Source organism: Paenibacillus hemerocallicola (assembly GCF_006265175.1).
Taxonomy (GTDB): Bacteria; Bacillota; Bacilli; order Paenibacillales; family NBRC-103111; genus Paenibacillus_AB; species Paenibacillus_AB hemerocallicola.
The window spans coordinates 23,710-46,549 of the sequence record NZ_VDCQ01000008.1 but is presented as its reverse complement, the minus strand read 5'-3'; the positions used below and the strand labels follow the sequence as shown (position 1 = coordinate 46,549).

Genomic DNA, 22,840 nt, shown 5'->3' with positions numbered 1-22,840 from the left:
TAGTCAGCTTTGCCTGAACGTACATACCGAAATAGGGTTATCCACCTCGGCAAACGATTGGATGCTCGGGTGGCGCAGCACCCCGTCCGGCGTCCATTCCAGAAACTGCACCTTCACGACGAGCTCCGGCCGGATCCAGACGGCGTCTTTGCTCCGCTCGAATTCATTGCGAAACGGCCGATCCTTCACGCGCATTTGTCCGGCTAACCGGGTAAGCCGCTCCCATTCCGCTTGGGTGACTTTACCGGTCCCGGCATGGCCGATATACAAGAAAGTGCCGTCATCGTCGTATAAGCCGAGCAGCAGCGCATTGACGATTTTATCGCGGAAGGTGACTCCTCCCACAACCGCATATAGGTCGTGAAACAGCTTCAGCTTCTGCCACCGCCCGTCCTTGCCGTCCATCGCATAGGCGCTCGTCAAATCTTTGCAAACGATGCCTTCCATGCTATGGCTCCGCATGACGCCGAGCAGCGCGTTGCCGTCGGCGACGTTCGGGACTATTTGCACGCGGTCTCCGGGGACGATCATTCGCTCCAGAATCGATTGCCGCTCCGCCAGCGGTTTGCCGTTTACCCATTCGCCGTCGCAATAGACGATGTCGAAGATCATGTAGGTGACGGGAACGCGGGCAACAGCTTGTGCGATCTTGGATTCGGTACGGAGACGATCCCTTTTCATAATTTCGTGGAAGGACGGCTTGCGGCCGTCAAGCGCGATCATCTCCCCGTCGAGAATTACCGATCGAGCGCGGCAATATGCGCGGACATCGAGAAATTCGGGATACTGCTGCGTACGGTCATTCCGTCTCCGATTCCACAGGCGGGTATCCGTTCCATCGAAGTAGGTCAGCATCCGCACGCCGTCCCATTTGATCTGCGACACCCAGTTCGGCCCGGCGGGAACCTTATCCGTGCGGACCGGTTCGAACGGTATGATCGGCTTCAAATCCATTGGCATCCTCCGGGCGTATCTTTTATTCAAAGTATGCCCGATTAGCGGATTTTTAAAGGCTGCCGTGTCCGAAAAGCCGTCCGAGCCATTAGCCCCGTTTCAAATATTCGGACGGGTTATGTCCGGTCATTTTTTTATACAGCCTGCTGAAATAGTTCATGTCGTTAAAGCCGACCTGCAGAGCCGCTTCCGTAACGTTGCAGTTTCCATATTGCAGCAAATCGCGCGCCTTTTTGATTTTAATTTCGTTCTGATATTGGATGATCGTTATGCCGGTCACTTTCTTGAAAATCAGTTGGAAGTGCGAGGTGCTGTAGCCTATCATTTGGCAAATTTCATCGACGGAGTAGTTTTTGCTGTAGTTTTCCGCAATCAGATTAACAATAGTGTCGACTGCCTGATAATGACGGGGATGGCGGATCGTTTGTTCCGCATGCCGAAGCAGTAGGCAAATGATATCGATAATACGGCTTTGGCATTTCAGAAGATAGCCGGGTTTTCTGGCTGTTCATTCCCGGTGCAGGTCCTGGAACAAAGAGGAAGCATGCGAATAAACCGACCCGGTGATGACGTTGCCGATACGATGGTACTGTTGCTCGCTGGCTGTGTCCGGAAATATCGCATCGAATTGAACGACATAAAATGACCATGGATCGTCAATCAAGCTGAAGCCCGTACGCGGCGTATGCTTGGGAAAAAACAGGACATCCCCTTTGTTCACCTGGCAAGGTTTGCCGCTGATCGTATACATGGCTTGGCCGCCCGTCGAGAAAGCGATGGTGTGATGCTTGGATGTGGCGTTATCGACTTTCCATTGGGGGGTCGGGGTGCCTGTAAAGGACAAATGAAATGTCCGTAACCCAAAGGTTCAATTCATTATAGGGTTCTGGCATATACACCTCCTGGCTGCGAGCCCGGCTTGAGAAGCCGCAACAGATCAAGCGTATTAAACGGATTGCGATGCAGTCAAGGTCAAACGGAATACTTGCGGAAAATAAGAGGATTGTACGAAAACACCACGTTTTTTTCGATGTCCTTTCCGATCCGGATCTCCTACAATACAGATAGAAACATATTCCGGTAAAACAGCGAGGAAAGGTGGCGGGTCTGTGGACTATGACCTGTTAAACGGATTCAGTCCGAAACTGCTGGACGTCGTAGTACGGGATGCCCCTTACTGGCATACATTTGAATGTCAAAGTCTCAGAGAATCCACCCGACTGCATGTTCTGGCATACGTTTATGCGGGCAGCGGGAGCTTGCGACTGGGCGAGAGGCAGTGGGAGTTGAAGCCGGGGATGATTTTTCAGGTGTGGCCGGGAGAACGAATGCTGATCAAGACGAAATGGAGCGAGCCCGTTTGCTTTTACTCGGTTCATTACATGTATGGCGTGCTGCATTGGAAGGGGTGCACGGCCGAGTGGAGGGAGTCCAACGGACCTTTGCCGCTCGGAATAGTGCTGCCCGACATCGGAGGCCCGGATGCGCGCGAAGCGTTCGAACGATTGTATCGCATTTGGCAAGACAAGGATGGCGGGAATGAATGGGAGGCACGTATCGAATTTCTGAGCACCGTGCGACTGGTCGCAGCAGGAGGACGTCGGAAGCGCGCTGCCGATGAGGCGGCGGGTGCGGCAGCCGTACGCGAGGCGATTGCGTATATGAAGTCGCATTATCGGAAAGAGTTGTCCCGAAATGCGGTCGCGCAGGAGGTTGCCCTTTCTCCCGCCTATTTTTCCAGCTTGTTCAAGAGCCATACCGGCTATACGCCCATTCAATATATTCATCGTCTGCGGCTCGACCGGGCCAAGCAGCTGTTGCGAGAGGGCGAGATGCCGATTCGGCAGGTGGCGGAGGAGGTCGGCTTTGCCGATTCCTTCTACTTCACGCGATTGTTTACCAAGGAGACTGGCATGTCGCCGCGCGAATATCGCCATGCTTAGCGTAACGGGGTCGCCGGGTCAATCAAGAAATCTACGACGGATTCATTCCCGTACAGTGTCCAGAAGCGCATGTACCAGCTTGATCGATCGGTGAAGGTTATTCGCCTTTTCAGGGCTTGCGGGACTGCTGCTCCAGCAAATAGCGGAACTGGCGTATGCTATGGACCGGGTTACCGATGACGATCGGAAAATAACGGAAAGCCGTTCCGCTATTCCGCAGTCCACGATCATTTTCACCCCAGAAGCTCGAGATAACGGAGGTCTGTTCCGTTATCTTCAAGAGTGTAGCATTTATGGGGACAATAGAGGAATACAGTTCCTTTATCTACGGAAGTATGTTGTACCCGCTTCATCGAGAGATCTTCAGGCCGTATGCGACTAGGCTGTCGGTCAAAAACAAGGCTGTCCTCCGTATGCCGGGAACAGCCTTGTTTTCATGGAAAGCGAAAAGTCCGTTATTTTTTGCCCTCGGCCTCCAATTTCTCGGCAATTTTCTTATTGGCCGCCTCCGCCTGCTCGCGAAGCGCGGTATTGGCGTCTTTCTTTCCCGACATCGTATCGCTGAAAGCCGTCCCTATTCCGTTCATGGCATCGCTCGTAAGCGGAGAAAACGTGATGGATTTGGCCATGTTTACCGGCTGCATCACTTGTCTGTTCTTTCCTTGCAAAGCCGGCACTTCGGCTCCCATCTGTTCGCGGAACTTTTTATCCGTCAAAACAGATGAAATCGCATACTTTCTCGCGCGCAGCAACTGCACTTCCTCCGATAGCATCTCGGATATGGCCAGAAATGCGGCATCCCGTTTCGGGCTGTATGCCACGGGAGCCAGCACGATCGGAACCGGGGCAAAGTTGACCCCCGGACGATCGGCGAGCTGCGGCGACGTTACCACGTCCCAATTGAGATCGGAAGGAAAGCGTTGGTAATACTCCGGATAGCTGAGAATCATGGATAGTCTTCGTTCTTTAATAAATAGATTCATGGATACGGCTTCCGTGTTGATTCCGTTGCCCGGCACTTGAAAAATCGGGTGCAGCTGATCGAACAACCGTTTCCAATCTCCATTCTCGTAAGTGACTTTATTCGTCGCGAGGTTAATCGGCTCAATCGAAAGCTGGTTGCTTCTTAAAATATTCGCCCAGCCTTGCTGATTGCCAAATCCGATATACTGTACTCCGCCATCCTGTCGGGTAGTACGGCGTACGATGTCTGCCGTTTCGTTCCAGGTCATATTGTCTTTCGGATACGGCACGCCGAATTTATCGAACAAGTCTTTATTGTAGAACAGGACAAGCGAATTCATCTGATAAGGCAAGCCGACCAGCTGATTGTTTCCCGCCTTGGTCAGCAAGTCCAGGGAGCTAGGTTCGACATGGCTTAAATCGAGCTTATATTTTTTAATAAGGTCGGAGATGTCGGAGCTTAATCCGAGGTCCACGAAGTTAAACGTCTGAACCGGCGAGATCTGGATAATATCGATCGGCGTTTTGGACGCTACGATCGTCTGGATCGTTTCCTTTGTCGTCGAACCGAAGATCGGCTTGAAGGAGAAATTCGGATATTTCTTTTGCATATATTGGCCGAAATCATTCATAAAGCCTTCCTGGCTTAGATCGGACATAAGCGTGGAGTAAGAAGTGAAGAACGTTAACTCTACAGGCGCTTTCGTTACGTCCTGCAATTTGGAGGAGGCCCCTCCTCCGTCGTCAGCTCCTTTTCCATCGCTTCCGCCAGAGCAAGCGGAAACCGTCAACGCAAGCAGCAGCGTTGCAAGGGGCCGCCGTATCCGTTGTTTGTTATTCATCTTAACATCCCCCATACTTTTTTTCAGACAAGGTGCAGCGCTTTCCCGTTCGAAGAAGTGAAATGCTGTGATTCAAGTGATACGCACCCCCTCCAGTTCTGTATAACTGCCACGATCGTGGTCTGTGCAAACCGAATTGAAAGGGTTTACATATACAAATCATACGGATGGGAATGGGGAACGTACATAGAGGAAAGATAGTTAAATATGGATAAACGATCGGATGTGCATTCGCATGCTTCCGCGTCACGCTTCTCGGACGGCTGCGAATCAAAAAAGCCGAATATGCTTGAGGGCACATCGGCTCGTCCGAACGACTTATTCGGTTCTAAACGCTAAGAAACGGTTTCCTTCGCCTTTTTCCTGCCTTTGGGCTTCGGGGCCGCGGCCGGTTCGGCCGCTTCGGTCGGGACGCTGGAAGGCTTGGCGGCCTCGAGACTCGCCTGCAGGGCGGCCATCAAATCGATGACATTCGTCTTCGGCGCTTCCGGAGCTACCCTGATTTCTTCTCCGGCCACTTTTTGTTGGATCATGTTCATGACCTTGTCGCGGTAATCGTCCTTGTACTTGCCCGGCTCGAAAGGCGTCGACAGCTGTTCGATCAGCATCTTCGCCATCGTCAGCTCCTTGTCGTTGACGGCGGGATTTTCCGGCAAGTTCGGCACTTGGGTGATGGAGCGGATTTCGTCCGGGTAGAAAATCGTCTCCATCGCGATGCAGTCCTCGATAACGCGGATGGCCGCCATGCTGCTTTTGGAACGGATCGACACTTTGGCTATGCCGATTTTGCCTGATTGGCGCATTGCCTCGAGCAGGAGGCTGTAGGCGTTCGAGCCGGTTTCGCCGGGAGCGAGATAATACGTTTTTTGAAAATAGATCGGATCGATTTCCTTCAAGTCGACGAAATCCAAAATTTTGATTTCCTTGCTTGCCTCGGACAGCGCGTCCAGCTCTTCCTTCTCGAACAAGACGAAGCGGCCCGGCTCGTATTCGTAGCCCCGGGATATTTGCTCCCACTCCACGGCCTGCTCGCAATGCTGGCAAGTCCGGACGTACGACAGCGGCGTTCCGCAAGCTTTATGAATATATTTCATGCTGATGTCTTTGTCTTCCGTGGCCGAGAACATTTTGACGGGTACATGCACAAGCCCGAAGCTGATCGCGCCTTTCCATACGGTATGCATCGCCGGTTCCTCCCTTAGCGGTTGACTTTACTTTACTTCTCAGTGTTCTCCAAAAGACACGGTTCTACACCTGCAATCGCATCGATTGACGTATAAACGCCGGATATCGTATGCACGCAACCGAATAGGGCATTCTAATCGGGAAATAAGCAGGAGAGGGGGGAGAGCGTGGACGGGCAGCTGCTGAACGATTCCGACAAGGAAGGACGCGACGAGTACTTCATGGACATCGACCGGATGATCAACGAAGGCTTGGGCGGCGGAAACGTGACGATGCATAACGGCTTGATCGAAGAGACGGCGGTAGATACGATGGGCGACGACGAATCGAATTTGTAAGGAAAAGGAGTGTTGTTGCATGGACTACGATCGCGCGCAGCATATCATTTTGTCCAACGACAAAATTGAAGTGACGTGGCAGGGCGAATCGGTATGGATCGACAGCGTGGACAAATACAGCGGAGTCGCTACCGTTCATCCGGAGAACGATCCCCGCGTATCCAAAAACGTGCCGATCACGGAGCTGCGGGAGCATGGAGCGGCATTCGAACAAAAGTCTTGAGCCGCGGCATTTTGCCAATACGAAAGCCTCGAAATTCCCGGGCGGGATTCCGAGGCTTTTTCTCATTTAAACCAGACTCCGCCGAACGGTACGATTTCCCTCAGCAGCCGCTTGGCCAGACTGTCCTGGCTGACGAACTGCTCCAGCCGGGCGTCCGGCCGTCCGACTTGCAGCAGCGCGCTGCCCGTGCCCGTCATTTTCCATTGAAAGCTCATATGCTGGCTCGCCAAATGGTTGCCGTATACGCTTAGCTCGATGGACGAGCTTTGCGGATAGGCGATCAGCGAGCGGGTATCGATATACGAAGCTTGGGCGGGATCGAGCTTCCATTCGCGAATCGGGCCGGCGGAAATGATGCCGATCGTGCCGGTTCCGGAAAATTTCATGCGCATGACGTCTTTGGTGGCGATCATGTTTTTGAAGCTTTGCATGACGCTCTTCATCTCGATGCCTTCCGTATAGAAGAGCAAATGGCGGAATTCGAACAACAAATCCTCGTTTCCCGCCAGCGACAGGCAGTGCAGCGAATAGCCGCCGGGCAGCGCCAGCAGCAGGCGGGACGGCCCGGTCAGTCTGGAGCGGATGAGCTTCTTCTTGCGGTACATGCCTTGCAAATTCATCAGCTTGTCCTCGCGGCGGGCCGATTCTCCCTGGAAGGCGACGATTTGACCCGGATGCAGCACGTGTACGGTGTCTTCCCGCTCCAGCAGAAGCTCGGCGTACGATTGTTGATGAATGCCGCCCGCTGCCGTGTCGGAACGGATTTCCATGAGCCTCCACCTTTCATCAGGAATGTTTGCTGCGCAGCAGCAGCCGGAACAGCCGGGACGACAAGAAATACAATCCGACGAGGCCTGCCGCCGTCCAGATGAGCATCCATGTGCGCCGGGACCGGTCGTTTCTCGCGCTCTCCGCATCCTGCAGTCCGTTTACCGCTTGCGCCAGCTGCTCGTTTTGTTTGGCGAGCCGCTCGTTTTCTTCGCGCAGACGCTGCTCGGCCTGACGGTACTGCTCGATCGTCTCCCGGGATTGTCGCGCCGCCTCGTCGAACTGCTTCGTGGCATCCTTCAGCTGCTGCTTGGTCGTATCGTATTGCTCCCGCAAGCTGTCCACTTGGTCCGGCAGCTCGAACCACTGCTTCACCTTGTCCATTACGCCGGCCTGCGCGGCAGACGGGCTCGCGCCGATCAGTGTCGTCGCCAGGGCGATCGACAGCGCGAGCCGGCGGGGAAACGTGCGGAGAGACCGGAAACCGGGCTTGTATGCAGGTCGAGGGGAACGTCGCATCATGTCGAAACACCTCCGAATTCGCGTATAGGCTTGGTCCGTTTATTGCTTCTATAATAGATACGAAAAAGCTGTCGATTCGTTTCTTTGCTCCATGCTTCTATTGTAGCGCAATATGGGACGTCAGGCATCGGTAAAATCGCGCCGTGTTTCGAGCATGCGGCGGGTTATGTCGAAAAATCGCGCCCATGCGGCAAAAGGCGCGCTCTTCGCGTTGTTGCGGCGCTCCGGTCGTACCGATATAATAGGTACAAGTTGAAACGGGAGGCGTCTTGTGGCTGGCATGGACGAGTTTGCTTTGATCCGGATGCTTAACCGGTCTCGCTCGACCGTTGTGTCCGATCACCCGGAATCCGGCGTGTCGGTCGGCATCGGCGACGACGCGGCCGTATTGCGGCCGACCGGCGGGAAAGAATTGGTCGTCTCGTGCGACACGATGGTCGAGTCCGTGCATTTCAAGCCGGAGACGATGACTTATGAGGATATCGGCTATAAAGCGATGGCATCGAGCTTGAGCGATATTGCCGCCATGGGAGCGGAGCCGAGGTGGGCGCTCGTCGCGCTGGCCGCTCCGCGCTCGTCTTCGCCGGAGCGGCTGCGGGAGCTGTACGACGGTCTATACGCATGCGCGGAGCGATACGGAACCTCCATAGTCGGAGGGGATACTGCATCATCGCCGTCAGGCTTGACCGTGACCGTCACGGTTATTGGCGAAGCCGGGGCCGGCGGGTCATTGCTCCGTTCGGCGGCAAAAGCCGGAGATGCGGTGTTCATCACCGGTCCGTTGGGCGGCTCGGCGGCCGGGCTTCGCTTTTTGCTGGAAAGAGGCGGGCTGGCGGGGCCGCTTGAGGAGCTGCCGGAACGGATCCGGCCGCTGGCGCGGGCTCACCGGCTCCCGGAGCCGAGAATCGACGCAGGCCGTCTGCTTGCCAGGGCGAAGCCCGGCATGTGCGGCGCATTGAACGATATTAGCGACGGCTTGGCGAGCGAAGCGTGGGAAATTGCCGAAGCTTCGGGCGTGCAGGTGACTTTGTACGGCGACCGCATACCGGTGTCCGACGAGCTCCGCGATTATGCCGCGGCTTCTGCGCATGATCCGCTGGATTGGGCGCTGTACGGCGGCGAAGACTACGAGCTTGTCGGCACGGTGCGGCAAGAGTATGCAGCCGAGCTGGCGAGCACGTTCGAACGGGCGGGCAAACGGATTTGGTTCGTAGGGGAAGTCGATTCCGCAGTGACGGGGAGCGCCGACGGCAAGGTTGGCGTAACGCTCGTACGAGCCGGCGCGGATGCGGGAGTGCCGGTCGGCAAGAGAGGCTATAATCATTTTGCGTGAGAAAGGGGGAGACGGCTACGGAAACGTATACTTTCGCCTCGAGCGGCGAAGAGCAAACGGCCCGTCTGGCCGAAGCGCTGGCCGCCAAGATGGGTGCGGGTACGGTGCTGGCTCTGGACGGCGACCTGGGAGCCGGCAAGACCCGATTTTCGCAGTCGGTAGCTCGCGCGCTGGGAGTGAAGGGCGTCGTGAACAGTCCGACGTTTACGATCATCAAGGAATACGAGGGAGACCGTCTTCCTTTTTACCATATGGACGTATACCGGATTTCGGAGAACGAGGCCGAGGAACTCGGACTCGACGATTATTTTTACGGTGCCGGAGTCACGCTGGTGGAGTGGGCGGAGTTAATCCGCGGATTGCTGCCGCCGGACCATCTTGCCGTCCGGATTCGGCACGCCGGTGAGCGGGAGCGGGAAATCGAACTGACGCCGCATGGCGAACGTTATGCGGAATGGTGCAGGCAGTTGAAGGAGAACGGAACGATATGTTGAGGAATGGACAAAGGAATGAACGAATCGGCAAGCTTCTTGCCATCGATACGTCGACAAGCGTGCTGACGGTGGCGTTATCCGTGGACGGCAAGATCGTCTCCGAACGCAGCTCGCAGGCGGAGCGCAATCATTCGATCAAGCTGTTGCCGGAAATCGACGACATGCTGAAGGATGCCGGAGCGCTGCCTTCCGATTTGGACGCCGTCGCCGTCGGGACGGGACCGGGCTCGTATACCGGAGTGCGGATCGGCGTAACGGTTGCGAAGACGTTCGCGTGGTCGCTCGGCATTCCGGTCATAGGGGTGTCCGGATTGGAAGCATTGGCGCTCGGGGATGCACATACATTGGAACGGGAGCATCCTTCGTCAAATGCGCCGCGCTGGTACGTTCCGCTCCTGGACGCCCGCCGCAAGCAAGCCTTTTGCGCCGTATTCGCCTCCGGACCGAACGGTTGGCAAAGAGTGGCGGAAGACGGAATACGCGTCGTGGAGAATTGGCTCGAACCGCTCGGCGAGCTTCTGGCCCGCAGCCGGGAACAAGGCGCCGGACCTGAGGGTATCTTGTTCGGCGGCGAGACGGCGGGATTCCGCGAGACGATACTGGCATGGAGCGAAAGCGGCCGCGGAACGGCGGCGACGGATATTCGGGACAGCGGGATCAGCGCTGCCGAAATTGCCGAGCTCGCTTGGCGTCGTATCGGAAGCGGCGCGGAGGCGGACGACACGCATGCGCTCGTGCCGAATTATACGCAGCTCGCGGAAGCGGAAGTCAAGCTGCTGCAAAAGGAAAACGGGGGAGGCGAGCCGTTTGGAGCAAGCTGAGAGGGTCGAAGGCAAAACGCTCCAGTTCCGTTCGATGCGCGTCGAGGATATCGATACGATTTGCGCGATCGAACAGGAGGCGTTTACGACGCCGTGGTCGGCCGGAGCGTTCCACAACGAGCTGACCAACAACCATTTCGCCCACTATCTCGTGATGGAGCTGGACGGGGAAATCGTAGGTTACGGCGGCATGTGGATGATCGTGGATGAAGCGCATATTACGAACATTGCCGTCCGCGCGCCATACCGGGGGCGGAAGCTGGGCGAGCGGCTGCTTACCCAGCTGCAATCCGCCGCGATCTTCCTCGGGGCCGAGCGGATCACGCTGGAGGTGCGCACCTCGAACACCGTCGCGCAGCGGCTGTATGCGAAGCTCGGGTTTATTCCCGCCGGCTTGCGCAAAGGGTATTATACCGACAACGGAGAAGACGCCATCATCATGTGGGCGCATTTGCGCCGCATGGCGGAGGAAGGAGAACAGTAAACGAATGCCGACGCAACGAAAGGAACGAACAGAGCATCGGCCGGGCTTGATCCTCGCCGTGGAAACGAGCTGCGACGAAACGTCCGTCGCTGTCGTGGAGAACGGGACGATCATCCGGTCCAATGTCGTATCGAGCCAAATCGACACGCACAAACGGTACGGCGGCGTCGTTCCCGAGATCGCTTCCCGCCAGCACGTGGAAAGCGTCACTTTGATTCTGGAGGAAGCGGTGCAGGCCGCGGGCATCCGGCTCGCCGACTTGTCCGCTGTCGCGGTCACGCAGGGTCCGGGGCTCGTCGGCTCGCTGCTCGTCGGCGTCGTGGCGGCCAAAACGCTCGCTTGCGCGCTGCAAATCCCGCTCATCGGCGTACATCATATCGCCGGTCATATATATGCCAACGAGCTCGTCCATCAGCTTGAATATCCGCTTGTGTCGCTCGTCGTATCGGGCGGCCATACGGAGCTCGTGCATGTTCCGTCGCCCGGCGTGTTCCGCATTATCGGGCAGACGAGAGACGACGCCGCAGGAGAAGCCTACGACAAAGTGGCCCGGGCCATGGGGCTTCCGTATCCGGGAGGACCGCACGTGGACCGGCTCGCCCATGAAGCCGACGAGGGCGTTCCGCTGCCGCGCGTCTGGCTGGAGCCGGATTCTTACGATTTCAGCTTCAGCGGTCTGAAATCGGCCGTGCTGGCCGTATTGAACCAGGCCAAAATGCGCGGAGAGGTCGTGCAGCCGATGCGCATATCCAAAGGGTTTCAGGATTCTGTCGTAGAGGTGCTGGTCGAGAAGGCGATCCGCGCTTCGAAGGCGTTCGGAGCGAAGCAGTTGATGCTAGCCGGCGGCGTCGCCGCGAACAAAGGGCTGCGGGAGGCGCTTGCCGATAGATGCGCGCGCGAAGAGCTGCCGCTTCTTGTGCCGCCGCTGTCGCTGTGCACCGATAATGCCGCGATGATCGCGGCCGCCGCTTTTTTGAAGTGGGAGCGAGGCGAGCTTTCGTCGCTCGACCTGAAGGCCGAGGCGCTGCTGTCGCTGGAGCAATGGTCGGTGAAAGAGCCGGCGGAGCATGCGGGACGCTGAATGCATTTATATAAGCAGGCTGGAAGAACTGTGTGAATCGGACACGGTTCTTTTTTTGTTGCTTATAAAATGGATGAGCCCGTCGTCTGCGGTTAAAGTGTGGATTTGTTGCGAGTGCGTCCGTTCTTGGTTCTTGAAGGATTCCAATTTCCCGCAGCGGGATGACTGGTGGAACATGATGTCCCGCAAAGTCGCGGTCGCGGAACAAAAAGTTCCGTTATGGTGAGCAGGAAGCGGGTTCATGCGGTCAAACGGAACATCTAGTTCCGCTATTCGCTAAAAACAGGCCGGCAGTCGCGTCTCGGAACTTGATAAAGGAACTAATTGTTCCTTTTGGTCCTTTTGCGGCGTCATTTCCGATATTAGCGGAACTTTTTGTTCCGTTAGCTGCGGATTGGTTCGTTCCTTTGTTCTTTTGAACTTTTTCGCTGAGGTGTTTGCCGGTACTTTTCGAGAGTTGTGCGCAGAATTAATAATTCAAGTTGCTCTCTCCTCTGATTCAGAAGGAGAGGTTAATATTCCACTTTTATAATTGTATTTCATAATATGAAATATTATTGCGTTTATTGACTTGTAAATATATAATGTGATTATTAATATCTTATATTGAAAAAGGTGATAGGACTTGGGCATAAAAACGATGCCAAGCAATGCGAAACTACGGTGAAGAGATATTGGGGGGACACGGAGCGCATACCCGACGTCGAGTACGCATAGGAGAGAACGGCTCAGGAGAAAACGATTCAGGAGAGATCGCCGCTGGTGAGACGGAGACAATGCCGCTGGTGAGATTAGGTGTTCAGGAGGAAGCAAGTCGTACCACTTTTGTAACCGCTATCATTTTGGCGGGCATTCTGGAACGACAATGTCAAACCGCTGCAAACGCGGCGGATTCATGATTATGGAGGGGACGTTTATGGCCAAAAGATGGTTGGTTTACACGATGGCGGCGGCTTTAACGGCGGTGCTTGCCGCCTGCGGGAGCAGTCAAGCCGGGGACAAAACGAATGATTCCGCAAAAAGCGGGGAAGCGAAAAGCGAGGCTTCGGCGGCGGATGCGATCGCCAAGGCTGCGAAGGATCCGGTTGAATTGACCGTATATTTCAATGACGGCAGCTATACGCTCGAACGGTTTATGGAAACGTACGGCAATGCGATCCGGAAAAAGTATCCGAATTTTACGTTCCGGGTTCTCGTGCCGGGCAAAGGCGTCACCTTGAAAGACTTGGTCGCGCAGGGGCAGACGATCGACCTGATGCAGACGCACCGCGCCAACATTTATGAAATGCTCATCGATCTCAATCTGCAGAACGACGTCTCCGACTTGGTCCAAAAATACAACTACAATCTAGGCCAAATCGAGACGGTCGTGCTCGACGAGATGCGCCAGCTGGCTAACGGCGGCATATACGGCTTGCCCAACGGTTCATCGCTAGTCGGGTTGATGTACAACAAAGACCTGTTCGATAAATTCGGTGTCGCCTACCCAAAAGACGGCATGAGCTGGGACGATGCGTTCGAGCTATCGAAGAAAATGTCGCGGGCGGAGGGCGGCGTCAACTACCAGGGACTGATCGTCATCGGGCGGCATTATCATTTGATGAACCAGCTTTCGCAAGGGTACGTGGACCCGGCTACCAATAAAGCTACACTTAATAACGACAATTGGAAAAAGCTGTTCGACAATTTCTCCCGGGCATTCAATGTCGACGGAAACCCGTATGTGCCGATCGCCCAGGCGAACAACGTGTTCTGGAAGGAGGGAAGGGCGGCAATGCTCGTCAGCATGTTCGTCTCGGGAGCCGAGTATGTGCGGAATACGAATATCCGGTGGGATATGGCACCGCTCCCGATGCTGAAAGAGCGGCCGGGCGTCGGTTCGGGTCTGCTCAACTATTATTTTAACGTGACGAGTATAAGCAAGCATCGGGATCAGGCTTTTCTAGCCGCTACGGTGTTGGCCTCGGAGGAGTACCAGAAGGAACAGACGCTCAAGGGCGACGGTCCGGCGTTAAAGGGCGATAAATACCGCGACAGCATGGGAAAAGGGGTCCGGCAATTTGCCGACAAAAATTTGAAGAACCTGATCCCGGTCCAGCCCGCTCCCTCCTATAAAGTGAACAAATACCAAAGCGTCGTCGACAAGGTGCTGGATACCGCCTTCGATGAGGTAGCAGCGGGCAAGAAGGATGCCAACACCGCACTGAGGGATGCCGAGGAGCTCGCGAACAAGAAAATTGCCGAATTGAACGGAAAATAATCAGGCTGTTGAGAAAGTCACGCTTAAAGATGCCGACAAGACAATAGGTAAGACGAGGGGTGTGGATAAAGTTATCCACACCCCTTGTGTATAATGTGCACAAGATGTGCAAACGCAACGGGGACAACGAATGTAAGGGAGGAGCTATTGGAATAAGTTTTTCAAAGATGAATTGTGGATAATGGGGATAACATTGTGGATGGAAAAGAAAAAACCGTCAAATCAGGCGCTCTTCCCCTCATTTCTTGTGGATAACGTTGTGAATTATTTTTTTCTGTAAAAATGGCCGAACTGGGCAATTCTAGAAACGAGTAGTTGAAGGCTATACAACTTCAGAGACTTTTACTTGTTGGATGGGCGAATTCCGCGAATAGTGAACCAATTTTCATTGTTAGTGAATTTGAGGATTTGAGTTCACTAGTTACTTTTGATTCACTGTTCCCCTTCTGCCGAAAAAAGCCCAAAATAGCGCAACGAGATTCATTAATAAGCAAATTAGGCTCATTATTCGTCAGCTCGTGCCAGCGTTTCGCAAATTCGTACCGCCAGCATTTCGCGCGTCTGTGCGGCTCGATCGATAGGTCCGCGATATGGCTTTCAATTATACATTCGTTACCGGGGAGGTGTTGCGGACTGAGGAAGACACAAGTAAACAGGGGATCGTACGTTCGCTTTCTGTGCATGATCGCTTGTTGTCTGGCAATTGCTTTAACAGTCGGACTGATGCTAATGGCACACCACGGGCAGCGTGGCTCTGTAATGAAGCTTCACAGAGGAATGAATCACGCATATAGCGCGGTTGAAGGGAGTGAACCGAGAAAAAGCGGCGGGAAAGTTACGATCGTTTCGATTCCGGGCTGGTCGTTTCCGGACTGGGACGAGAATTTGCTGAACCAACTTCCGAATATAGACGGCCTCATAAGGAAAGGCGCAATAGGCGCGATGAACGTCCGCACTCCGGAGAAGGGACTGGAGGACAGCTATGCCACCATGGGGGCGGGGGCGCCGGCCTTTAGCAGCGCAGCCTATTCGGCATGGAATGGGGGCGACGGAGCGGGCCTTGAGCTGTATCGGAGACTGACCGGTCTGGAGCCGGGCGAGGCGGGGGTCGTCGTGCCGGAGATCGCAGCGATCCGTCGTCGAAATAACAACCGCTCGCAGCATTCGTATCCCGGGCTGCTCGGGGAACTGCTGCGCCGGAACGGGGTGGCGGCGGGAGTGTTTGGAAATAGCGACAACGAGCAGGGGAAAAAGCGTTTCGCGCCGTTGCTGATTATGGATGAGGGGGGGCGGGTGCAGAAAGGCGGCGTTGGCGACAATATGCTTATTTCCGAGCCTGGCGCTCCCTACGCCGCAAGAACGAATACGCCGGAGCTGCTGCGGGGCTGGGATTCCGTGAAAGGGCCGGCCGTAGTCGTGCTGGAGTGGGGCGATTTGTTGCGATTTCAAGCGGAAGAATCGCGATATGATACCTTGCAGGCGGAAAGGGACAAGCTGGAAGTTTTGCGCAGTCTGGACGGATTGGTGGGCGAGGTTTTGCGTAGGCAGCAAAACGGCGATTCCATATGGCTGATTTCTCCGCTGGTAAGCACCGCGGCGGCCAGGAATAAAATGCATCTCGCACCGGTCGTCCAATACGGGCCGGGAATATCTGCGGGGCTGCTTACTTCTCCCAGTACACGCAGGGCGGGAATCGTCACGGCGGCGGATTTCGCGCCGTCCTTGCTCGCATCGTTCGGGATCGAGGCTCCGAATGACATGGTGGGCCGGGCAGCGACAATAGTCCGGTATCCGGACTCCTTATCCGTTCTATTGAAAGAACTCGGCACGATAAGCGAAATTTACCGGATTCGTCCCCGGGTGCTTATCCCCTTTGTGTCCGTGGAAGCCGTCGTCCTGCTGGCGGCTTTGGTTGCGATTTGGTTCAAGCTCGGAAGAACGCTGCGATGGATCGAGACGCTGCTGCTCCTGCTGTTGGCGGCTCCTCTTTCACTGCTCCTGATCGGGTGGATGAACGCGGTTTATCCGCTTTCCGGTTCCGTTCAAGTAGCTTTATTCATAGTGCTGTCGGCGATACTCGGCAGTTTGTTCTCGTATGGCCGATCCGCACTATACGCGGCCGGTTTGTTAAGCGGAGTTACGACGATGGCGCTGCTGCTCGACGGCGTGCTGGGTGCGGAAGGCATGAAACGTTCGGTGCTGGGGTATGATCCTATGATCGGGGCTCGTTATTATGGGATGGGCAACGAGTATATGGGCGTTGTGGTCGGCGCCGCCACGCTGGCTTTCGTCGCCGTGATGGAGCGCCGTCGTCGCCGCGACGCTTTCCGCCCTCGCCCTGCCGAGCCCGCAGCCTTGCCCGCCGCCGCGTCCGCTCCGGCTCCGGCCAAGGCGCCGCCGCCGCTCTCGCGCGCCGCCACGTTCGCGCGCCGCCGCCGCTCCGCCGGCCTCGCCGCCGCTGTCGCGGCCGCCGCGTTCGGCGCCGTCGCGCTCTACCTCGCCGCCCCGCGGCTCGGCACGAACGCCGGCGGCGCCATCACCGCGGCCGTCGCCTTCGGCCTCGCGTGGCTGCGCAGCTTCGCCCGCGGCGCCTTCCGCCGGCTCGGCCCGCTGCCGCTCGCGCTCGTCTGCGCCGGGCTTGTCGCCGCCGCTCTGGCCGCGCTCTGGCTGCTCAACGCCGCCGTCCCGGCGGACGCTTCGCGGCAGAGCCACATCGGCCGCGCGATGGCGCTGCTCGGCGACGGACGGACGGATCTGATCGCGGCCACGATCGTGCGCAAGCTGCAGATGAACGCCCATCTGATCGGCGTATCCGTCTGGACGAAGGTGCTGGCTGCCGGCCTGCTTGTCATGGCAGTCGCCGTTTTGCGTCCGCGAGGAGCATTCCGGCGCTGGGAAGCGTTGTATCCGCACTATATGAGCGGCTTTATCGCGATTGCGGTGGGGGCGGTTGCGGCGCTCGCCTTCAACGATTCGGGCATCGTCGCGGCCGCCACGATGATCGTGTATGCGGCGGTGCCGATGCTGCTGCTGCGCATTCAGGAGGACAGCTCTTCCCATTCCGCATAAAGGCGTTCCAGCTCCGACTTCTTGATCACCAGGTCGTCGTTTACTTTCTGCACGGCGACGTAATCGTTATAGACGCCGGGGTCGAGCAGCGCCGCCTCCAGTGCGGCCGTCTCGTCCTCCAAGGCGGAAATCGCCTGCTCCAGCTGCTCGATTTTGCGCTGGCGCCCGCGCTCTTCGCGCTTCTGCTGCTTCTCCGCCTCATAGTCCTTCGGCTTCGCTCCGTTCGAAGCGTCGCCGTCGCTCACGGCTTCCCGGTTGGCCGCGCCGGGCGCAGCAGCGCCCGCTACGCCGCCGCCGGCTTTGGCCGCCGCCGACTTGCCCGTCGCCGCTTCCGCCGTCCGCTCCGCCTCGATCGCGGCCAGCTCGCGTTTTTTCTCGACATAATCGTCATAGTTGCCCAAATAATCGTCAATGCCGCCCGCATGCAGCTCGAGCATCCGATCGGCCATTTTGTTCAGGAAATAGCGGTCATGGGAAATGAAGAGCAGGGTGCCTTCGTAGTCGAGCAAAGCCGCCTCGAGCACTTCCTTGCTGAACAGATCGAGATGGTTGGTCGGCTCGTCGAGAATAAGCATGTTCGCCTGCTTCAGCATCAGCTTGGCCAGCGAGACGCGCGCTTTTTCGCCGCCGCTCAGCGACATTACTTTTTTCAGCACGTCCTCGCCGCTGAACAGGAAGCTGCCCAGCACCGTGCGGATTCGCACTTCCTCCAGATGGGGGTAGTCCCCCCACAGCTCCTCGAGTACCGTGTTGTTCGGGTTCAGCCCTTGCTGCTCCTGATCATAATAACCGATCGAGACGTTCGTCCCCCATTCGAACATGCCGGCATCCTGCCGCTTTTGTCCGGTCAAAATTTTCAGCAGCGTCGATTTGCCGATGCCGTTCGGTCCGATCAAGGCCGCCATATCGCCGCGCCGCAGCTCGAACGAGGCGTTTCCGAACAACCGCCGCGTCCCGTCGTAGGAGGCGGAGAGGTGCTGAGCCCGCAGCACGTCCTTGCCCGACTGCCGCTCCGTCTCGAAACGGAACGAAGCTTTTTTCAGCTCTCCGGCGGGCCTGTCCAGCCGATCCATTTTCTCGAGCGCCTTGCGGCGGCTTTGGGCGCGTTTAGTTGTCGAGGCGCGGACGATATTGCGTTGGACGAAGTCCTCCATTTTGGAGATCTCGTCCTGCTGCTTCTCGTAATGCCTCAGCTCGATTTCGTACTCCGCCGCTTTCAGCTCCATATACCGCGTGTAGTTCCCGGTATACCTTTTGCAGCGCGTGCGTTCGATTTCGTAGATCACATTCGCCATCGCATCCAGAAAAAAACGGTCATGGGATACGACGAGCACGGCACCGGAGTAGCCGCGCAAATAATCCTCCAGCCACGTGAGCGTTTGGATATCCAGATAGTTGGTCGGTTCGTCCAGCATGAGGAGATCGGGCTCCTGCAGCAACAGCCTTGCCAGCGCCAGCCGGGTCTTCTGTCCGCCGCTCAGCGTACGGACGACCGTGGCGGGATCGAACGAGCCGAACCCCATGCCGTGCAGCACGCTTCTTACGCGCGCTTCTATGCGGAAGCCGCCTTGCTCGCGAAACAGGTCCGATTTGACCGAATACTTGTGCAGAACGTCTTCATACGCTTTCGCGTCCGCGGCCAGAGCGGGGTCGGACATTCGCGCCTCCAGCTCTCGCAGCTCGCGTTCGGCCTCCAGCAGGTCGGCGAACACGCCCATCATTTCATCCCAAATCGAGCGGTCCGACTGCAGTCCGCTGTTTTGCGCCAAATAGCCGATTCGCGTTTCCTTCGCACGGAAAATCTCGCCTTCGTCGGCGGACATTTCTCCCGCAACAATTTTGAGCAGCGTCGATTTGCCCGCGCCGTTGACGCCGACGAGACCGATCCGGTCGCGCTCCTGGATTTGCATCGATATGTTCGACAGCGCGGTAGTCGTGCCGTAATGTTTGCCCAGTCCGTTCACTTGCAACAGCATCGTTAGTCTTCCTCCGAATATAGCATGTTCTAAGATCAGTTTACCGATGGGGCGTTCGTTTGTAAAATGACAGTTTGTTTTTAGCGAAAGCCGTCCGGCGAGCGGAGCGGATGGAATGCGCCTAAGCTTCTTTTTCTTCCCGCCGGATGTATGATACACTGAGGGTAATCAGATTGAATCCAGCAGCGAGAAGGAAGGAACCAGGATGGCCGTAAAAGCTCTCAAGGCGCAGCTGCGCAAGCAAGCGGAGGCGGTAAGAGCCTCGTTGTCCGAGACCGAACGGGCCGAGAATTCGGCGCTTATTTGCAAGAAGGCGGTCCGTTTCCTGGAAGATCGGCTGTCTTTCGCCCGGGGCCGGTCCTGTACGCTTTTCAGCTACGTGCCGTTCCGGACGGAGCTGGACGTTACGCCGGTGATGGAATGGTGCTGGGAACTCGGGGGAACGGTTGTCGTACCGAAAGTAATCCGCGACAAGAAGCTGATGTCGCTGCACGTCATTCGCGGCAATGAGGATTTGGAGACGGGAAAATGGGGCATTCGCGAACCGCTCATGTCCGCTCCGGTATGGAGACGGGCCGCGGATATCGACGTGATGCTCGTACCCGGTCTGGCTTTCGATAGCATGGGAGGCCGTCTCGGCTATGGCGGAGGGTACTATGACGCCTTCATCCGGAGATGCAGGGAAAACGTCGGCAAGGAGCCTTTCAAGCTGGCGCTCGCCTTCGACGCCCAGATCGTCCCCGAGGTGCCGATGGACAATCACGATTTCCGGGTGGACGCCGTCCTAACGGAGAATCGCCAATGGATACTGCCGCAGGCTTAAGCCAATACCGAACATCTACGATCGCTGCTTCCGACATCGCTCCGCTTTGCAACTTCCGTAAGTCAGAATGAATTAATAAAACTTTCAATCGTCTTTTTCTCGTTCAAAAAAGGACATACGGCCCCGAGTGTCGAATGTGAAGGAATCGGTACAAGACGGCTCGGCCGTACGCCGATTTGCATCCCGAATTCAAGCTGCAGCAAAGAAACATGCGACGAAATGGATCGTTTCGTTCCACAGCTGCTTCTTTTGCATAGCAGTTTCCATACATTCGCTTAACGGGGAGGAGGGGCGAGGGTGACCGATTCATCCGGACTCACGCATTTCAACAGCGAAGGGCGAGCCCGCATGGTGGACGTGTCGGAGAAAACGGAGACACGCCGAACGGCGACCGCCCGGACGACCGTCGCCATGCTTCCTTCCACGCTCGATGTCATCAAGCAGGGCAAGGTGGGGAAGGGCGACGTTTTGGCAGTCGCGCAAGTGGCCGGCATTATGGCCGCCAAGAAAACGTCGGAATGGATTCCGATGTGCCATCCGCTGCCGCTGACCGGAATCGACATCCGGTTCTCCGATAACGGTTCCGACGAGCTATATATTGAAGGAACGGTCAAGACGACCGGACTGACCGGCGTCGAGATGGAGGCGCTGACGGCCGTTTCGGCCGCGGCTCTAACGGTATACGACATGTGCAAGGCGCTGGAGAAGGGGATCAGCATCGGGCCGACCGTGCTTTTGGCCAAGACGGGCGGCAAGAGCGGCGACTATTCGCGATAGCGCCGAAGGGGCCGAATTGGCGGAGACGACAGAATAAGCCGCGGCTTCGCATCGAACACAAGAATCACCGGACTTCTGGACAAGGGAGGGAAACGCTGATGCGCTGGAAAGTTGGCCTTTTAACGGCAAGCGATCAAGGTTCTCGCGGCGAACGTGAAGACACCAGTGCTCAGGTGATTCGCGAACTCGTGGAGGAAGAGCTGCAGGGGGATATCATCGAATATCGGATCGTCCCCGACGAGACGGATGAAATTATTGCTGCGCTCATCGAAATGACCGATTACTACAAGGCGGATCTGATTTTGACGACAGGCGGCATCGGCATGGCGCCGCGGGACGTAACGCCGGAAGCGACTTTGGAAGTGATCGACCGGGCGGCGCCGGGGTTTGCCGAGGCGATGCGGGCCGCCCTCATGCAGAGGACGGGACACGGCATGCTGACCCGGGGCGTAGCCGGCATACGCGGTCAGACGCTGCTGTTGAATCTTCCGGGAGATCCGAAGGGCGTGCACGAATGTTTGGCCGCCGTCATGGATCAGCTGCCCGTCGCATTGACCTTGATCAAGGGCAAAGGAGGCGGAGCGTAAGCCATGGGTCAATCGAGCGTGCTCCGGGAAGTGAAAGTGGAGGAAGCGATCGGGCTTCCGCTGGCCCACGACTTGACCCGAATCGTTCCCGGCGAATTCAAGGGAAGGGCGTTTCGCAAAGGCCACGTCATTCGCGAGGAGGATATCCCGGAGCTGAGGCGGATCGGCAAGGAGCACATTTATGTGCTCGAGCTGGGCGACGATGATGTACATGAAGACGAAGCGGCTATCCGGATGGCAAAGGCCGTATTCGGCTCGAACGTGGCGACGGGCGAGCCGAGCGAAGGCAAAGTAATGCTCAGGGCGGCTATCCGCGGGTTGGCCGCCATAGACAAAGCCTTCATCGACGAAGTCAATGCCATCGATCAGTTGGCCATGGCCACGCTCCCATCTTACACCGTCGTGGAGGAAGGGCAGTCGCTTGCGGGGATGCGCGTTATCCTGCTGATCATTTCCAAGGCCAAGATCGAAGCGGTCGAGCGGATGGCCCGACAATGGCGCGAAGGTCATATGGGAGAAGGGCCCATTTCCGTGAAACCTTTTCGAACATTGCGGGCGGGGGTCATTACGACCGGCAGCGAAGTGTATAATGGACTCGTCGAAGACAAATTCGGACCTGTCGTCCGGTCCAAGCTGGAGTCGTTCGGCTCCGTCGTGACCGAACAGCGGTTCAGCACAGACGGCATCGAGGAGATCGTGCGGGAAATCCGCTATTTCGAGCAGAGTCAAGTCGATCTTATTCTGGTCACGGGAGGAATGTCCGTCGATCCGGACGACCGCACGCCGGGGGCTATCAAGCAAGCCGGTGCGCATATCGTCAGCCATGGCACTCCGATGCTTCCAGGCTCCATGCTTCTGATGGCCTATTTGGGAGAAATCCCGATTCTCGGGCTGCCGGGCAGTGTCATGCACGACAAATTCACCGTCTTCGATGTGTTACTGCCGCGAATATGCGCGAATGAACGGATCGAGCGCAGCCATATTGCCGAGCTCGGATACGGAGGGTTGTTCGCAGACAGAGGATAACGTTCAGGCTGGTAAGAGTTTCCTATACCCATAATCGACAGGAGGAATTGACGATGCCTAATATCGGGGCGACTGGATTCATTCTCATTATTTTGGTGGCATTGCTGTTATTCGGACCGAGCAAGCTGCCGGAACTGGGCCGCGCGTTCGGCCGTACGCTTCGCGAGTTCAAGAACGGGGCGAAAGAAATACTCGAGGACGATTCCGATCGCAAGGAAGTGCAGAAGGCGGAATCCTCGCGAATCGAAGCAAGCAAGCCGGAATACCGGACTGCTACGGCGGAGACCGCTCCGGCAGCGCAAACGGCTCAAAGCGGCGAGAAACGATTGCCGGAGTGAGACGATCCGGTTGGCAACGTTCCGGAACATGCC

Annotated in this window: 23 protein-coding genes; 15 read left to right on the top strand and 8 right to left on the bottom strand. The window is 56.7% G+C overall.

Going from position 1 to position 22,840, the window contains the following annotated elements:
• Positions 1-3 precede the first annotated feature (3 nt).
• The 3 genes from FE784_RS07825 to FE784_RS07815 all read right to left on the bottom strand — a co-directional run bounded on the left by FE784_RS07825 (position 4) and on the right by FE784_RS07815 (position 1,798).
• Positions 4-954, bottom strand: coding sequence for an ATP-dependent DNA ligase (locus FE784_RS07825; protein ID WP_139601588.1), 951 nt, complete (start codon positions 952-954; stop codon positions 4-6).
• An 88-nt stretch (positions 955-1,042) separates the two neighbouring features.
• Complete coding sequence (locus FE784_RS40715) at positions 1,043-1,327, bottom strand: helix-turn-helix domain-containing protein (RefSeq protein ID WP_281287048.1); 285 nt, start codon at positions 1,325-1,327, stop codon at positions 1,043-1,045.
• 135 nt (positions 1,328-1,462) lie between these two features.
• Positions 1,463-1,798, bottom strand: coding sequence for an AraC family ligand binding domain-containing protein (locus tag FE784_RS07815; protein WP_139601586.1), 336 nt, complete (start codon positions 1,796-1,798; stop codon positions 1,463-1,465).
• 265 nt (positions 1,799-2,063) lie between these two features.
• Here FE784_RS07815 and FE784_RS07810 point away from each other — a divergent pair, with 265 nt between their 5' ends.
• Positions 2,064-2,897 carry an AraC family transcriptional regulator gene (locus FE784_RS07810; RefSeq protein ID WP_139601585.1) on the top strand — a complete coding sequence of 278 codons (834 nt, stop codon included), beginning with the start codon at positions 2,064-2,066 and terminating at the stop codon, positions 2,895-2,897.
• Positions 2,898-3,352: 455 nt separating this feature from the next.
• Here the strand turns inward: FE784_RS07810 and FE784_RS07805 are convergent, their stop codons facing one another.
• Positions 3,353-4,702, bottom strand: a complete 1,350-nt coding sequence (locus FE784_RS07805; RefSeq protein ID WP_176706039.1) for an ABC transporter substrate-binding protein — start codon at positions 4,700-4,702, stop codon at positions 3,353-3,355.
• A 335-nt stretch (positions 4,703-5,037) separates the two neighbouring features.
• Positions 5,038-5,886: a non-homologous end joining protein Ku gene (gene ku / locus FE784_RS07800; RefSeq protein WP_139601583.1), complete on the bottom strand. Its 849-nt coding sequence runs from the start codon at positions 5,884-5,886 to the stop codon at positions 5,038-5,040.
• 168 nt (positions 5,887-6,054) lie between these two features.
• On the opposite strand from ku, the gene FE784_RS40710 reads away from it, so the two are divergent.
• Both FE784_RS40710 and FE784_RS07795 read left to right on the top strand, forming a co-directional pair.
• Positions 6,055-6,225, top strand: coding sequence for a hypothetical protein (locus tag FE784_RS40710; protein ID WP_176706031.1), 171 nt, complete (start codon positions 6,055-6,057; stop codon positions 6,223-6,225).
• A 19-nt stretch (positions 6,226-6,244) separates the two neighbouring features.
• Positions 6,245-6,448: an H-type small acid-soluble spore protein gene (locus FE784_RS07795; protein ID WP_139601582.1), complete on the top strand. Its 204-nt coding sequence runs from the start codon at positions 6,245-6,247 to the stop codon at positions 6,446-6,448.
• A 62-nt stretch (positions 6,449-6,510) separates the two neighbouring features.
• Here the strand turns inward: FE784_RS07795 and FE784_RS07790 are convergent, their stop codons facing one another.
• The gene (locus tag FE784_RS07790; protein WP_139601581.1) at positions 6,511-7,218 is read right to left on the bottom strand and encodes an AIM24 family protein; all 708 of its coding nucleotides are present in this window, start codon (positions 7,216-7,218) and stop codon (positions 6,511-6,513) included.
• A 16-nt stretch (positions 7,219-7,234) separates the two neighbouring features.
• Positions 7,235-7,738: a coiled-coil domain-containing protein gene (locus FE784_RS07785; protein ID WP_139601580.1), complete on the bottom strand. Its 504-nt coding sequence runs from the start codon at positions 7,736-7,738 to the stop codon at positions 7,235-7,237.
• Between the two features lie 280 nt (positions 7,739-8,018).
• On the opposite strand from FE784_RS07785, the gene thiL reads away from it, so the two are divergent.
• The 7 genes from thiL to FE784_RS07750 all read left to right on the top strand — a co-directional run bounded on the left by thiL (position 8,019) and on the right by FE784_RS07750 (position 17,280).
• A complete protein-coding gene (thiL, locus tag FE784_RS07780; protein WP_139601698.1) occupies positions 8,019-9,071 on the top strand; it encodes a thiamine-phosphate kinase in 1,053 nt (350 codons plus the stop codon).
• Positions 9,068-9,565, top strand: coding sequence for a tRNA (adenosine(37)-N6)-threonylcarbamoyltransferase complex ATPase subunit type 1 TsaE (gene tsaE / locus FE784_RS07775; RefSeq protein ID WP_246131940.1), 498 nt, complete (start codon positions 9,068-9,070; stop codon positions 9,563-9,565). Before thiL ends, tsaE begins: the two co-directional genes overlap by 4 nt.
• A complete protein-coding gene (gene tsaB, locus FE784_RS07770; protein WP_176706038.1) occupies positions 9,559-10,386 on the top strand; it encodes a tRNA (adenosine(37)-N6)-threonylcarbamoyltransferase complex dimerization subunit type 1 TsaB in 828 nt (275 codons plus the stop codon). The genes tsaE and tsaB overlap by 7 nt, the downstream gene beginning before the upstream one ends.
• A complete protein-coding gene (gene rimI, locus FE784_RS07765) occupies positions 10,373-10,870 on the top strand; it encodes a ribosomal protein S18-alanine N-acetyltransferase (RefSeq protein ID WP_342779079.1) in 498 nt (165 codons plus the stop codon). Before tsaB ends, rimI begins: the two co-directional genes overlap by 14 nt.
• A gap of 4 nt (positions 10,871-10,874) precedes the next feature.
• Positions 10,875-11,951 (top strand): tRNA (adenosine(37)-N6)-threonylcarbamoyltransferase complex transferase subunit TsaD, encoded by a 1,077-nt coding sequence (gene tsaD / locus FE784_RS07760; RefSeq protein ID WP_139601577.1) that lies wholly within the window; start codon positions 10,875-10,877, stop codon positions 11,949-11,951.
• A 916-nt stretch (positions 11,952-12,867) separates the two neighbouring features.
• The gene (locus FE784_RS07755; RefSeq protein WP_176706037.1) at positions 12,868-14,211 is read left to right on the top strand and encodes an ABC transporter substrate-binding protein; all 1,344 of its coding nucleotides are present in this window, start codon (positions 12,868-12,870) and stop codon (positions 14,209-14,211) included.
• A 759-nt stretch (positions 14,212-14,970) separates the two neighbouring features.
• Positions 14,971-17,280: a hypothetical protein gene (locus FE784_RS07750; RefSeq protein ID WP_139601575.1), complete on the top strand. Its 2,310-nt coding sequence runs from the start codon at positions 14,971-14,973 to the stop codon at positions 17,278-17,280.
• Here the strand turns inward: FE784_RS07750 and FE784_RS07745 are convergent.
• Positions 17,250-19,256: an ABC-F family ATP-binding cassette domain-containing protein gene (locus tag FE784_RS07745; RefSeq protein WP_139601574.1), complete on the bottom strand. Its 2,007-nt coding sequence runs from the start codon at positions 19,254-19,256 to the stop codon at positions 17,250-17,252. The two genes, FE784_RS07750 and FE784_RS07745, sit on opposite strands and share 31 nt — an antisense overlap.
• Positions 19,257-19,461: 205 nt before the next feature.
• Between FE784_RS07745 and FE784_RS07740 the strand changes: the two genes are divergently transcribed.
• The 5 genes from FE784_RS07740 to FE784_RS07720 all read left to right on the top strand — a co-directional run bounded on the left by FE784_RS07740 (position 19,462) and on the right by FE784_RS07720 (position 22,807).
• Positions 19,462-20,079, top strand: coding sequence for a 5-formyltetrahydrofolate cyclo-ligase (locus FE784_RS07740; protein ID WP_139601573.1), 618 nt, complete (start codon positions 19,462-19,464; stop codon positions 20,077-20,079).
• 297 nt (positions 20,080-20,376) lie between these two features.
• Positions 20,377-20,856 carry a cyclic pyranopterin monophosphate synthase MoaC gene (gene moaC / locus FE784_RS07735; protein WP_281287040.1) on the top strand — a complete coding sequence of 160 codons (480 nt, stop codon included), beginning with the start codon at positions 20,377-20,379 and terminating at the stop codon, positions 20,854-20,856.
• 98 nt (positions 20,857-20,954) lie between these two features.
• Positions 20,955-21,443 carry a MogA/MoaB family molybdenum cofactor biosynthesis protein gene (locus FE784_RS07730; RefSeq protein ID WP_139601572.1) on the top strand — a complete coding sequence of 163 codons (489 nt, stop codon included), beginning with the start codon at positions 20,955-20,957 and terminating at the stop codon, positions 21,441-21,443.
• Positions 21,444-21,446: 3 nt separating this feature from the next.
• Entirely contained in the window at positions 21,447-22,469 is a 1,023-nt protein-coding gene (locus FE784_RS07725; RefSeq protein WP_139601571.1) for a molybdopterin-binding protein, read from the top strand.
• A gap of 53 nt (positions 22,470-22,522) precedes the next feature.
• Positions 22,523-22,807: a twin-arginine translocase TatA/TatE family subunit gene (locus FE784_RS07720; protein WP_139601570.1), complete on the top strand. Its 285-nt coding sequence runs from the start codon at positions 22,523-22,525 to the stop codon at positions 22,805-22,807.
• Positions 22,808-22,840: the final 33 nt, after the last annotated feature.

Bases quoted from the DNA above. Each gene is read 5' to 3' on its own strand.
- FE784_RS07730 (WP_139601572.1), top strand. From the start codon at position 20,955: ATGCGCTGGAAAGTTGGCCTTTTAACGGCAAGCGATCAAGGTTCTCGC.
- FE784_RS07725 (WP_139601571.1), top strand. From the start codon at position 21,447: ATGGGTCAATCGAGCGTGCTCCGGGAAGTGAAAGTGGAGGAAGCGATC.
- FE784_RS07740 (WP_139601573.1), top strand. From the start codon at position 19,462: ATGGCCGTAAAAGCTCTCAAGGCGCAGCTGCGCAAGCAAGCGGAGGCG.
- tsaB (WP_176706038.1), top strand. From the start codon at position 9,559: ATGTTGAGGAATGGACAAAGGAATGAACGAATCGGCAAGCTTCTTGCC.
- FE784_RS07785 (WP_139601580.1), bottom strand. From the start codon at position 7,738: ATGATGCGACGTTCCCCTCGACCTGCATACAAGCCCGGTTTCCGGTCT.
- FE784_RS07805 (WP_176706039.1), bottom strand. From the start codon at position 4,702: ATGAATAACAAACAACGGATACGGCGGCCCCTTGCAACGCTGCTGCTT.
- FE784_RS07720 (WP_139601570.1), top strand. From the start codon at position 22,523: ATGCCTAATATCGGGGCGACTGGATTCATTCTCATTATTTTGGTGGCA.
- FE784_RS07795 (WP_139601582.1), top strand. From the start codon at position 6,245: ATGGACTACGATCGCGCGCAGCATATCATTTTGTCCAACGACAAAATT.
- FE784_RS07790 (WP_139601581.1), bottom strand. From the start codon at position 7,218: ATGGAAATCCGTTCCGACACGGCAGCGGGCGGCATTCATCAACAATCG.
- ku (WP_139601583.1), bottom strand. From the start codon at position 5,886: ATGCATACCGTATGGAAAGGCGCGATCAGCTTCGGGCTTGTGCATGTA.
- FE784_RS07750 (WP_139601575.1), top strand. From the start codon at position 14,971: ATGAAGCTTCACAGAGGAATGAATCACGCATATAGCGCGGTTGAAGGG.
- FE784_RS07755 (WP_176706037.1), top strand. From the start codon at position 12,868: ATGGCCAAAAGATGGTTGGTTTACACGATGGCGGCGGCTTTAACGGCG.
- thiL (WP_139601698.1), top strand. From the start codon at position 8,019: ATGGACGAGTTTGCTTTGATCCGGATGCTTAACCGGTCTCGCTCGACC.
- FE784_RS07825 (WP_139601588.1), bottom strand. From the start codon at position 954: ATGGATTTGAAGCCGATCATACCGTTCGAACCGGTCCGCACGGATAAG.
- tsaD (WP_139601577.1), top strand. From the start codon at position 10,875: ATGCCGACGCAACGAAAGGAACGAACAGAGCATCGGCCGGGCTTGATC.
- FE784_RS07745 (WP_139601574.1), bottom strand. From the start codon at position 19,256: ATGCTGTTGCAAGTGAACGGACTGGGCAAACATTACGGCACGACTACC.